Here is a 12,840-nt window from a genome sequence, read left to right as displayed (position 1 = left end):
ATTAATAGCTGCGAGCAATGATAACACGATGTTTAGCTGGTTTACCTGAAACCATGTCTACACCTGGTGTTTGTTCAAAGCCAAATGGGACACAGCGAATGGTTGCTTGTGTCTCTTCTTTAATCTTGGCCTCGGTCTCTTCGGTTCCATCCCAGTGACAAAGGAAGAAACCACCATCTTTTATCTTCTCCTTAAACTCGTCATAGTTATCGCATTCATAAATATGAGCGTCACGATAGTCTTTGGCTTTCTTCAGAATGTTTGCTTGAATGTCGTCAAGCAGCTTATTGATGTAGTCGGCCAATCCTTCAACAGGAATGGTTTCTTTCTCTAAAGTGTCGCGGCGCATCACTTCAATCGTGTTGTTTTCAAGATCTCTGCCACCCATAACCAGGCGCACAGGAACACCTTTTAACTCGTAATCCGCAAACTTGAATCCCGGACGTTTGTTGTTGCTGTCATCGTATTTCACGGTGATGCCAAGCTTTTTCATGTCCTCCATAAACGGATTCAGCTTATCAGAAATGGCCTTGAGCTGCTCCTCATTCTTAGCGATTGGAATAATGACGACCTGTATGGGGGCCAGCTTTGGAGGCAATACCAAACCATTATCATCAGAGTGGGTCATGATGAGTGCGCCAATCAGTCGTGTAGATACACCCCAACTTGTCGCCCACACATATTCTGGTTTATTCTCCTTATTTAAATAGGTGACATCAAATGATTTGGCAAAGTTTTGACCTAAGAAATGACTGGTACCGCTCTGTAATGCTTTTCCGTCTTGCATCATGGCCTCAATGGTATAAGTATCCAAGGCTCCTGCAAAGCGTTCGGTTTCGCTCTTCACACCCTGCACTACGGGAACGGCCATCCATTGTTCAGCAAAGTCGGCATATACCTTGAGCATCTTCTGTGCTTCTTCTTCCGCTTCCTCACGCGTTGCGTGGGCAGTGTGGCCTTCTTGCCATAAAAATTCTGATGTTCTTAGGAATGGACGTGTACGCATTTCCCAGCGCATGACGTTGCACCACTGGTTGCACATCAATGGCAGGTCGCGCCAAGATTGTATCCAGTTCTTATATGTATTCCATATAATGGTTTCTGAGGTAGGGCGAATAATCAGCTCTTCTTCCAGTTTTGCAGCGGGATCAACTTCCACACTGTCGCCTGTTTCTGATGATTTAAGTCGATAGTGTGTAACAACCGCACATTCTTTCGCAAACCCTTTCACGTGTTCAGCCTCGCGACTCAGGAATGATTTGGGTATTAAAAGTGGGAAATAAGCATTTTGTGCTCCCGTTTCCTTAAACATCTTGTCCAACTGTTGCTGCATTTTTTCCCAGATGGCGTAGCCGTATGGCTTGATGACCATGCAGCCACGCACTGCCGATTGTTCAGCCAAATCGGCCTTAACAACCAAATCATTATACCACTGACTATAGTTTTCCGACCTTTTGGTCAAATCTTTTAATTCTTTTGCCATGTTATCTTGATGAATAGTTATTTACTTCTACGATAGGGAAATTCATATTACATTTTAGTGATATCCCTTTTGACCATAAGTTTGTATTGCTTAAATTTGTCGCAAAATTACAAAAAATTGTTGACTTGGGCATGATAATGCAATAAAAAGAATTATCTTTGCAACTATAAATATAAACACAAAACTGAGTGATTATGAAGAAAATGAAATTTATGACATTGGCTCTTTGCCTTTTAACCGTCTTTAGTTGTTCTACAAAACAGGGAACCGGAGCTTTGGCAGGTGCTGGCGGTGGTGCCGCTTTAGGAGCCATTATTGGCAAGATAGCTGGTAACGCTGGCGTTGGAGCAGCCATTGGTGGCGCGGTAGGAGCTGGCGCTGGTGCTATGATTGGCCGTCACATGGATAAAGTAGCGCAAGAAACAGCTGCACAAGTGGAGAATGCTAAGGTAGAAGAGGTGAAAGATAAAAACGGCCTTGATGCCGTAAAGGTTACCTTTGACAGCGGCATTTTGTTCGCCAGCAGCAAGGCTAATTTAAATCAAACCAGCAAGAATGAGTTGGCAAAGTTCTCTACCGTTTTGAAGAAAAACAAGGATTGCCACATTGATGTTTATGGGCATACCGACTCAACCGGTAATGACGGCATCAACATTCCATTGAGTAACGATCGTGCCCGCAGCGTGGTGAACTATCTCAAGAGCTGTGGCGTTCCGTCCAGTCAGTTCCAGAATGTGGTAGGACAGGGCAGTACACAGCCCGTGGCCGACAATGGCACCAAGGCTGGGCGACAGCTTAACCGCCGCGTGGAGGTATTCCTCTATGCCAGTCCGGCTATGGTTGAAGCTGCAAATGCTGGAACTCTTAACTAATATATTTTTAGGTAAATATCATAAGGGGTGCTACAAGGTACCCCTTTTTCGTTGAAACATGAAGAAAATCGCATCATTTTTTCGTTGGGCTATTGTCCTCTTTTTGGCAACATCAATCCTCACTGTTGTCGCCTACCGGTTCATACCCGTCTACATAACCCCCTTGATGGTGATTCGATGCTTCGAGAAAGGAGAACTCAAGATGCATCACCATTGGGTGGCAATGGACGATATTTCACGACACATGCCTGTTGCTGTGATGGCCAGTGAGGACCAACGGTTCTTGTTGCACCATGGTTTTGACTACAATGCCATCGAGAAAGCTGCGGTTCATAACATCAAAAACAAGACGGGAAAGAAGCGTGGAGCAAGCACAATTACGCAACAAACGGCAAAAAACGTATTTCTTTGGCCTGGTCGTTCGTGGGTTAGAAAAGGTTTTGAAGTTTACTTCACCGCACTCATTGAGTTGATATGGAGCAAACAACGCATCATGGAGGTGTACTTGAATTCCATCGAAATGGGGGACATGATTTATGGAGTGGATGCCGTAGCACGCTATCATTTCGGAAAAACAGCCAGTGATCTGTCGCGATCAGAATGCGCACTCATCGCTGCGACACTGCCAAACCCCATTCGATTCAGCAGCAAAGCCCCCAGTGGGTATGTCCGGTTAAGACAAAGAAAGATAGAGCATGAGATGAAATTCATTCCGTCATTCCCAAAAGAAGGAGAGGATATTGATCCAAACACCACTAAAGGAGGCATCTACCACAAGAAAAGATGAAAGATTTATTGTCGCAATTAAACCAAGAACAGCGCTTGGCTGTTACTTATAACGACGGTCCACAACTGGTTATCGCAGGTGCTGGGTCGGGCAAGACGCGTGTGTTGACTTACAAAATAGCTTATTTGGTACAACAAGGTTTGAAGCCCTGGTCCATCTTAGCATTGACGTTTACCAACAAAGCGGCTAACGAGATGAAGCAGCGCATCGCACAGTTGATTGGGCAAGAGACAGCCAGATACATCCAAATGGGGACTTTTCACTCCATTTTTTCTCGCATTTTACGCATTGAGGCTGACGCCATTGGCTACACTTCGGGCTTTACCATCTATGACGAAAGTGACTCTCGGTCGCTGCTCAAAACCATCATCAAGGAAATGGGGCTCGACGACAAGCAGTACAGGCCAGCCAGCGTACATGCCATTATCAGCAAAGCCAAAAACCAACTCATCATGCCTCGCGATTATTCCAGTAGATCAGAATTCATGAATCGCGACCGAAACAGTCGCATGCCCGAGCTTCATCCCGTTTACGAGGCTTATGTACAGCGATGCCGTAAGGCCAATGCCATGGACTTTGACGACTTGCTTGTTCTGACCCACCAGTTGCTGAAAGAGCATGAAGACATCCGACAAAAATATTGCCAGCGCTTTCAATATGTGCTGGTTGACGAATATCAAGACACCAACTATGCCCAGCAATGCATCGTATGGCTGCTGACCAAAGAACATCGTCACATCTGCGTGGTGGGCGATGACGCGCAAAGTATCTACGGATTTCGTGGAGCCAACATCGATAACATCTTGGATTTCCAACAGATATACGAAGGTTCGCGCCTCTTCAAGCTACAGCAAAACTACCGATCTACACAGAAAATCGTGCAGGCAGCCAATAGCTTAATCAAGCACAACGAACGGCAAATACCCAAAGATGTGTTCAGTGAGAACGATGAGGGGGAGAAGATTATCTTTAAACCCGTTTACTCAGATAAGGAAGAGGCATTCGTGGTTTGCAAGGACATCAAGCGTATTGCCAGACAAGAGAACGCACACTACAGCGACTTTGCTATCTTGTACCGAACAAACGCACAAAGCCGAAGTTTCGAGGAGGAGATGCGAAAGCAAAACATTCCATACCGAATCTATGGCGGCTTGAGCTTTTATCAGCGCAAGGAGATTAAAGACATCATCGCTTATTTTCGTTTGGTCGTCAATCCTGATGATGAAGAGGCTTTCAAGCGCATCATCAATTACCCAACCAGAGGCATCGGGAATGTGACAATCCAAAAGATAGCCGACTCGGCACGCAACCATGCGGTGAGTTTCTGGCAGGTCATATCCGATCCTGCACAATATCTCCAGGGGGTGAATCAAGGCACACTTGGCAAAATCAATCGATTTAAAGAACTCATAGAGGGATATATCTTAAAAGCCTCTAACACAGACGTATATCAGTTGGGCAATGAGATTATGAAGACAAGTGGATTCATTGCCGACATCTATTCCAACAGCGATCCAGAAGGATTGGCCCGACAAGAGAACGTAGAAGAGTTGTTGGCGGGTATGCAAGATTTCTGTGAAAGCAAGAAAGAAGAGGGTAGAGAAAACGAAATTTATCTCACTGACTATCTTCAGGAGGTTGCTTTGCTCACTGATTTGGACAGCGATGATGGCGAAGAGAGTAGGGTGTCACTGATGACCGTGCATGCCGCCAAGGGACTGGAGTTTCCCACCGTCTTCATCGTGGGACTGGAAGAAAACATTTTTCCAAGTCCGCTGTCGATGGGCTCGATGCGCGAGATGGAGGAAGAACGCCGTTTGCTCTATGTGGCCATCACCCGAGCAGAGAAGCATTGTATCATGACGAGTGCCAAAAACCGATGGCGATTTGGCAAGATGGAGTTTGATACGCCAAGTAGATTTATCAAAGACATTGATTCACGTTTTATACACATAGAATCCGAATTCGAAGTCGAAGCGTCCGATGATTCATTCCATACGCCTTACAGTAGAAGCTCCTTCTCGGGCGATGTTAATCGTCGATATAGTGACCGCATGCAGAACTCTAGACCTGTGGCCAGCCAATTCCAAGCCGATGTCAAACCAAAAATCACCTCTATTCAGCGTCCCGTGCAGGCGGTTGACCCGTTCTCATCCTCCTTTAAGCGCCAACTCCAACAGGCAGGTGGGAACTTTAAGCGGGTAACTGATGCCATGACCAACGGTGGACGAACAGTAGCAGCCTCTACCTCCAGTCCTGATGCCTCAGGCTTGCAAGAGGGCTGCACCATTGAGCACCAGCGTTTCGGCATTGGCACCGTACTCAGATTGGAGGGTGATGGCGAGAACCGAAAAGCCACCGTGGCCTTCAGAAATGCGGGAACCAAGCAGTTGTTATTAAAGTTTGCTCGATTCAAGGTGCTGTCATAGCAAGAGCAGGATAGCGTATACAAGGCGCATTTTGTTGAATTATTTCAGTTTTTTAAATTCTCATTCTAGAAAAAAAATCGCCATCACGCAGCTGTTTTTGGGTCATATTTCGCGTCTGTCCGCCTAAAAGCATTGCTTTTGGTCTTCTAGAAGGTACAGTTTGGCATGTTAAAGCAATTGGTTTTCTATTGAAAGTCATTGCTTTTCGGGTGTAAAAGCATTGATGTTCACAACCCGCATCAGGCATAGGAATACCTAAGTTACTGACACATAGTATACTGCAAAATTCGCGTATTTGCGTGCTATCATGCGTCTGGTTGCAAATACGCGAGTATTTGAGAGGGTAGTAAATATTTTTCATCATTTTCACCCTACCAGTCAAGAATAAGATGAACAGCTTGTGGGGAAATCATCATTACGTCCTTAATATTCAATTCTGTGAGGTCCATGGGTGGGGTGTTTACCATCGTTCAAAAAAAAGAAGGTCATGTTTATCATCCTTTAGATGTATTTTTTTTGCAGGTTGAACCTTTTTTTATACCTTTACCCCATCAAACGAAAAACAACTTAAACCTAATCATATTAAAAATGACACAAAAACAACAAATCGTAGAGTGCGTCCCTAATTTTAGCGAGGGTCGCAACATGCATGTAATCAAGCAAATTACAGATGAGATTGAGCGCGTGAAGGGTGTTAAACTTTTAGATGTAGACCCGGGTGAGGCTACCAATAGAACGGTGGTGACGTTTGTCGGTTCGCCCGATAATGTATTAGAAGCTGCATTCCAAGCCGTGAAAAAGGCAGCCCAGCTCATTGATATGCGCAATCACCATGGAGCGCATCCACGAATGGGTGCCACAGACGTTTGTCCACTTATCCCAGTGGCTGGCATTACATTGGAAGAATGTGCAAAACTCGCACAGCAGTTGGCAGAGCGAATCGCCAACGAACTCAACGTACCTTGTTATTGTTACGAGGCTGCTGCACGGACGCCAGAGCGTAAGAACTTGGCTGTTTGCCGTGCAGGAGAATACGAGGCACTGCCAGAGAAGATGAATGACCCTGCCAAGGCACCCGACTTTGGTGCTCGCCCCTTTGACGAAGGTGTGGCACGCACAGGATGTACTGCCGTAGGCGCACGTGACTTTCTGATTGCTACCAATTTCAACCTCAATACAACCTCTACGCGTCGCGCCAATGCCATTGCTTTTGACGTGCGTGAGAAGGGACGTCCACGCCGAGAGGGCAACTCTCCTGTGGGTAAGCCCATGAAGGATGAGCATGGCAAAACCATCATGATTCCGGGTACCTTGAAAGGGACAAAGGCGATTGGGTGGTATATTGACGAATACGCCATTGCGCAGGTATCTATGAATATCACGGATATCAACGCCACTCCATTGCACGTTGCCTTTGATGAGGTTTGCCGTTGTGCGCAGAACCGAGGCATCCGTGTCACGGGAACGGAGATAGTAGGACTGGTTCCTAAACGTACATTGATAGATGCAGGCAAGTACTTCTTGCGGAAACAGAACCGCTCTACTGGTATTCCTGAAGAGGATATCTTGACCATCGCTATCAAGTCGATGGGATTGGACGACCTCAAACCGTTCAATCCTCGTGAGAAGGTCATTGAATACTTGTTGGAGGACGATAACAAGAAAGCCAAACTGATAGACCTTACCGTGAAGGAGTTTGCCGATGAGACTTCGCGCGAGTCTCCCGCTCCCGGTGGTGGAACCATCTCCGCTTATATGGGTGCATTAGGTGCTACCTTGGGAACGATGGTTGCCAACCTGTCAAGTCACAAGGCAGGATGGGACGATCGCTGGGAAGAGTTCAGCAACTGGGCAGACAAAGGACAGGAAATCAAGGTAGAGCTGATGCACCTTGTCGACGAAGATACCGAGGCTTTCAACCGCATCATGGCTGCCTTTGGCTTGCCTAAGAAGACGGACGAGGACAAAGCTGCCCGTTCCGCAGCAATTCAAGAAGCTACTCTTTATGCCACACAGGTACCTCTTCACACCATGAAGGCTGCCTATAAAGTGTTTGAACTCTGTAAGGCGATGGCACAAGAAGGCAACCCCAACAGCATTTCGGATGCTGGTGTGGGCGTGTTGGCTGCCCGTGCTGCCGTTTTGGGAGCAGGACTCAATGTTAAGATTAACGCCTCTGGACTGAAAAATCGTGAGGTAGCTGACCAGTTGGTGGGCGAGGCTAACCAACTCATTGACAAGGCAAACCAAGCCGAAGTAGAGATTATGAAAATAGTAGAAAGTAAATTATAAGACCTTAAAGATAAAGAAAATGACGCACGAAGAATTCATAGCGGACATTCGGGCAGGTATTCCTAACACCTTACCCGACCCACAACCGTATGACCATACGGTGAACCATGCACCTAAGAGAAAAGACATTCTTACACCAGAAGAAAAGAAGTTGGCATTGCGCAACGCATTGCGTTACTTCCCAAAGAAGTTTCATGCCACATTGGCACCAGAGTTTTTGGACGAGTTGAAGACTTATGGACGTATCTATATGTATCGTTTCCGTCCTACGTATGATATGCACGCTCGTCACATTGACGAATATCCACACAAATGCAAGCAGGCTGCCGCTATCATGATGATGATACAAAACAACTTGGATAAAGCAGTAGCGCAACATCCACACGAACTGATTACCTACGGAGGCAACGGCGCCGTGTTCCAAAACTGGGCGCAGTATCGACTTGTGATGAAGTATCTCAGCGAGATGACAGACGAGCAAACATTGGTGATGTACTCTGGTCATCCGCTTGGTTTATTCCCTTCGCATAAGGATGCGCCACGAGTGGTGGTGACGAACGGTATGGTGATTCCCAATTACTCTAAGCAGGACGATTGGGAGAGAGACAATGCACTCGGTGTGAGTCAGTACGGACAGATGACCGCAGGCTCGTATATGTATATTGGTCCACAGGGAATTGTGCATGGCACTACCATTACTGTGCTCAATGCGGCACGCAAGGTAGGTGGCGACAACATGAAACTGTTTGTCACGGCAGGTCTTGGCGGCATGTCGGGCGCACAGCCAAAGGCTGGCAACATCGCTGGCGTGGTGAGTGTGACTGCTGAAATCAACCCCTTGGCAGCTAACAAACGATACGAACAAGGATGGGTAGATGAACTACACGACAATCTTGACGAACTGATACCTGCTATCCGAAAAGCTGTCGAAGAAAAGCGCGTGGTGTCCATGGCATATGTTGGTAACATCGTTGACCTGTGGGAACGCCTTGCCGAAGAGAATATCCGTGTGGACTTGGGTAGCGACCAAACATCTTTGCACAACCCTTGGGCAGGTGGTTATTATCCAGTAGGCATGAGCTTGGAGGAGTCTAATCGCATGATGGCGGAAGCTCCCGAGCAGTTCAAGGAAAAGGTTCGGGCGTCATTGCGCCGTCAGGTAGATGCCATCAACAAGCTCACCGCAAAGGGAATGTACTTCTTCGATTACGGCAATGCCTTCCTCTTGGAGGCAAGTCGTGCAGGTGCTGACATCCTTCGCAAGGACGGTAAGTTCCGTTATCCTTCGTATGTGCAGGATATCATGGGACCGATGTTCTTCGATTATGGTTTCGGTCCATTCCGTTGGGTATGCTCATCGTGCGACCCGAAGGATTTGGAGGTAACCGACCGCTTGGCAACTGAGGTGCTGGAAGAAATGAGAAAAACTGCCACAAAAGATATTATCGGTCAGTTGGATGACAACATCCATTGGATTAAGGAAGCTGGCAAGAATCATTTGGTTGTAGGCTCTCAGGCTCGCATCCTCTATGCAGACAGTGTGGGCAGAACCAAGATAGCGTTGGCATTCAACGAGGCAGTGCGCAAAGGCGAAATCAGTCAGCCCGTTGTCCTTGGTCGTGATCATCACGATGTCTCTGGTACGGACTCTCCTTTCCGTGAAACCAGTAATATCTACGACGGTTCGCAATTCTGTGCCGACATGGCCATTCAAAATGTCATCGGCGACGCTTTCCGTGGTGCCACATGGGTTTCCATTCACAACGGTGGCGGCGTAGGCTGGGGCGAAGTAATCAATGGCGGCTTCGGTATGGTGGTCGATGGCAGCGAAGATGCGAATCGCCACATCCGCGAGATGCTTCTGTGGGATGTCAACAACGGTATCGCACGCCGTAGCTGGGCTCGCAACAAGGGTTCTATCGATGCCATTCAACGAGAAATGGAACGCACTCCCGGCTTGAAGGTAACCTTACCCAACTTCGTGGATGATAGCGAAATAGAGAAACTTAACTTCTAAATCAACGTCCAGTCGCAGTGCTTCACGCTAAACACTTCTTTGAACGAGAGGCATTGCGACTTGGCACATTAACAATCACACTATGATACACAAAATTAGCGCAGCACACCTCACGATTGAAGAGGTGGGAGCGATTTTAGAAAACCATGCTACTTTAGAATTATCTGATGACGCACGTCAACGAATTGTGCGCTGTCGCAAATATTTAGACAAGAAAATTGCCGAGTCGGACGTTCCTATTTATGGCGTTACCACAGGCTTCGGTTCATTGTGCAACGTGTCGGTAGACAAAGACCGGCTGGCTCAGTTGCAAGTAAACCTCATCATGTCGCACGCTTGCGGCGTGGGCAGCAGGGTGCCAAATGACATTGTAAAGATTATGCTCTTTCTCAAAGCGCAGTCTTTGAGTTATGGCTATTCTGGCTGTCAGGTAGAGACAGTTGAGCGATTGATTGACTTCTTCAACAATGATATTTATCCCGTGGTCTATACGCAAGGCTCACTGGGTGCATCGGGCGACCTCGTTCCGTTGGCTCACCTTTGCTTGCCACTGTTAGGAATGGGCGAGGTAGAGTATAAAGGTGAACGAATGAGCGGCAAGGCGTTATTGCAAAAGATGAACTGGGAACCTATACAGTTGGCTTCCAAAGAAGGACTTGCCCTGCTCAACGGTACGCAGAACATGAACGCTTATGCCGTTTGGGCAGTGTTGCAGAGCGAGCGTCTCTGTGATTGGGCAGACAAGATTGGCGTAATGTCATTGGAAGCCTACGACGGACGTATCGAACCATTCACGCATGCCGTGCATGCTGTCCGTCCACACAAGGGACAGATAGACACCGCTGCACATATTCGAGAGCTGTTAGAGGGCAGTGAACTCATCAAGCAACCAAAGGTGAACGTGCAAGATCCCTATTCGTTCCGTTGTATGCCACAGGTGCATGGCGCATCAAAAGACACGTTGGCTTATGTGCGATCGGTCATTGAAATAGAGTTGAATGCGGCAACTGACAACCCAACTGTTTGTCCTGACGACGACTTGGTGATCTCTGCAGGCAACTTCCATGGCGAGCCTATCGCCCAACCTATGGACTTTTTGGCAATTGCCCTGTGCGAATTGAGCAACATCTCCGAGCGACGAATCTATAAGTTGATTTCGGGTACGCGCAATCTGCCCAGCTTCTTGGTGGCAAAGCCCGGTCTTAACAGTGGGTTCATGATACCACAATATGCCGCTGCTTCTATTGTCAGTCAAAGCAAGATGTACTGCACGCCAGCTTCGGTCGACAGCATTCCGTCGTCGCAGGGGCAGGAAGACCATGTAAGTATGGGTGCCAATGCAGCCACAAAGTTGTATCAGGTAGTGCTCAACACCGAGCGAGTGTTAGCTATCGAGCTGTTCAATGCAGCCCAAGCACTCGAGTTCCGTCGCCCATTGAAGTCGTCGCCAGCCATTGAGGCTATCTATGCGGCTTATCGCAAGGTGGTACCATTCATCGAAAACGATGAGTTTATGTCGCCACACATTGCGCAATCGGTAGAATTTTTAAGGAAATAAATCATCAATCCCACTCTCTTCGGACAGGAGGAGTGGGATTTTCATTTTGTTACATGATATGAAACTTTTAGTAACCAACATTGCTTTTCTGGCAGGCATCCAACCCACAGACAAGCTACGATTGGAGGGTAAGGAGATGGCGCAGCTCGAAACGATAGCGAATGCCTTTCTCTATGTCGAGGACGGACGCATCCATTCGTATGGTGCCATGAGCGATTTAGCGAAATGCAACCTTCCTTCTGATGTACAGCAGATAGATGCCAAAGGCGGAAGTGTGCTGCCCTCGTGGTGCGATTCGCACACACACATTGTCTTTGCAGGGAGTCGTGAGCAGGAGTTTGTAGACAAGATACGTGGCTTGAGCTATGCCGAAATCGCCAAACGCGGTGGTGGCATCCTCAATTCTGCCGACAAGTTGCACGACATGTCCGAAGACGAACTGTACCAACAGGCGATGCGTCGTGTAGACGAAGTCATCCGAAAAGGAACGGGGTGCATAGAAATCAAGAGTGGATACGGTTTGAACACCGTTGACGAACTGAAGATGTTGCGCGTCATCAAGCGCATCAAAGAGACGACACCGCTCAAGGTCGTTGCTACTTTCTTAGGTGCGCATGCTGTTTCGCGCGAATATGCAGGCAAGCAAAGTGAATATGTCGACTTGGTAATCCGTGAGATGATTCCCGCTGTAGCCAAGGAAAACTTGGCAGAATACATTGATGTGTTCTGCGATACGGGCTTCTTTACGCCCGAAGAGACCGCACGTATTCTTGAAGCTGGAGCAAAATATGGCATGAGAGGCAAGATACATGCCGACGAGTTGGCGTCCTCTGGTGGGGTAGAGGTAGGAGTTAGATGCAATGCCCTATCGGTAGACCATCTCGAGAGTATGACCGCAGAAACGATAGAGACACTACGTGGCAGCGAAACCATGCCTACCGCCCTTCCCGGTACATCGTTCTTCTTGAACATGCCGTTTGCGTTGGGGCGCAAAGTCATTGACGAGGGGTTGCCTTTAGCGGTGGCAAGCGACTACAATCCGGGGTCGACACCATCGGGCGACATGAAGTTTGTCATTTCCTTGGCGTGCATCAAGATGCGTCTCTTACCAGCAGAAGCCATCAATGCTGGTACTATGAACAGTGCGTATGCCATGGGATTGAGCAAGGATTACGGTTCTATCACGAAGGGAAAGGTTGCTAATTTTTACATCACAAAGCCCATCCCGTCGGTTGACTTTATTCCTTATGCTTACACCACACCAATTGTGGACAGGATATTTTTGCGGGGCGAGGAGTACATTCCACAAACAGTTTTGTAGAAAACTGGCAGATGTTCTGGATTCAAACCCGTTCGTTTGCCTTCTTCTCTGTTCCCCTTTCTTGACGAAAAAACGCTCAAC

The 12,840-nt window shown here is 47.5% G+C and carries 8 protein-coding genes; 7 read left to right on the top strand and 1 reads right to left on the bottom strand.

Annotation, left to right across the window (positions count from 1 at the left end; translation table 11 throughout):
• Position 1 precedes the first annotated feature (1 nt).
• Positions 2-1,483 carry a proline--tRNA ligase gene (gene proS / locus NQ518_RS03380; RefSeq protein ID WP_227205140.1) on the bottom strand — a complete coding sequence of 494 codons (1,482 nt, stop codon included), beginning with the start codon at positions 1,481-1,483 and terminating at the stop codon, positions 2-4.
• Between the two features lie 194 nt (positions 1,484-1,677).
• Between proS and NQ518_RS03375 the strand changes: the two genes are divergently transcribed.
• From NQ518_RS03375 to hutI, 7 genes are all read left to right on the top strand, one after another.
• The gene (locus tag NQ518_RS03375) at positions 1,678-2,355 is read left to right on the top strand and encodes an OmpA family protein (protein WP_102697004.1); all 678 of its coding nucleotides are present in this window, start codon (positions 1,678-1,680) and stop codon (positions 2,353-2,355) included.
• A gap of 58 nt (positions 2,356-2,413) precedes the next feature.
• Positions 2,414-3,142, top strand: coding sequence for a monofunctional biosynthetic peptidoglycan transglycosylase (gene mtgA, locus NQ518_RS03370; protein WP_227205138.1), 729 nt, complete (start codon positions 2,414-2,416; stop codon positions 3,140-3,142).
• Positions 3,139-5,571 carry an ATP-dependent helicase gene (locus tag NQ518_RS03365; protein ID WP_227960888.1) on the top strand — a complete coding sequence of 811 codons (2,433 nt, stop codon included), beginning with the start codon at positions 3,139-3,141 and terminating at the stop codon, positions 5,569-5,571. The genes mtgA and NQ518_RS03365 overlap by 4 nt, the downstream gene beginning before the upstream one ends.
• 588 nt (positions 5,572-6,159) lie before the next feature.
• Entirely contained in the window at positions 6,160-7,863 is a 1,704-nt protein-coding gene (gene ftcD / locus NQ518_RS03360) for a glutamate formimidoyltransferase (protein ID WP_227960891.1), read from the top strand.
• 19 nt (positions 7,864-7,882) lie between these two features.
• On the top strand, positions 7,883-9,880 hold the full coding sequence (locus NQ518_RS03355) for a urocanate hydratase (protein WP_227960893.1): 1,998 nt from the start codon (positions 7,883-7,885) through the stop codon (positions 9,878-9,880).
• A gap of 82 nt (positions 9,881-9,962) precedes the next feature.
• Positions 9,963-11,438: a histidine ammonia-lyase gene (gene hutH / locus NQ518_RS03350; RefSeq protein ID WP_227205130.1), complete on the top strand. Its 1,476-nt coding sequence runs from the start codon at positions 9,963-9,965 to the stop codon at positions 11,436-11,438.
• A gap of 58 nt (positions 11,439-11,496) precedes the next feature.
• Positions 11,497-12,759 (top strand): imidazolonepropionase, encoded by a 1,263-nt coding sequence (gene hutI / locus NQ518_RS03345; protein ID WP_227205128.1) that lies wholly within the window; start codon positions 11,497-11,499, stop codon positions 12,757-12,759.
• Positions 12,760-12,840 lie beyond the last annotated feature (81 nt).

It is taken from the genome of Hoylesella buccalis ATCC 35310 (assembly GCF_025151385.1).
GTDB classification, from domain to species: Bacteria; Bacteroidota; Bacteroidia; order Bacteroidales; family Bacteroidaceae; genus Prevotella; species Prevotella buccalis.
This window is presented reverse-complemented; position numbering and strand designations above follow the sequence as displayed.

Coding starts and splice junctions, on each gene's coding strand:
- NQ518_RS03355 (WP_227960893.1), top strand. CDS start 7,883: ATGACGCACGAAGAATTCATAGCGGACATTCGGGCAGGTATTCCTAAC.
- proS (WP_227205140.1), bottom strand. CDS start 1,483: ATGGCAAAAGAATTAAAAGATTTGACCAAAAGGTCGGAAAACTATAGT.
- hutH (WP_227205130.1), top strand. CDS start 9,963: ATGATACACAAAATTAGCGCAGCACACCTCACGATTGAAGAGGTGGGA.
- hutI (WP_227205128.1), top strand. CDS start 11,497: ATGAAACTTTTAGTAACCAACATTGCTTTTCTGGCAGGCATCCAACCC.
- NQ518_RS03365 (WP_227960888.1), top strand. CDS start 3,139: ATGAAAGATTTATTGTCGCAATTAAACCAAGAACAGCGCTTGGCTGTT.
- NQ518_RS03375 (WP_102697004.1), top strand. CDS start 1,678: ATGAAGAAAATGAAATTTATGACATTGGCTCTTTGCCTTTTAACCGTC.
- mtgA (WP_227205138.1), top strand. CDS start 2,414: ATGAAGAAAATCGCATCATTTTTTCGTTGGGCTATTGTCCTCTTTTTG.
- ftcD (WP_227960891.1), top strand. CDS start 6,160: ATGACACAAAAACAACAAATCGTAGAGTGCGTCCCTAATTTTAGCGAG.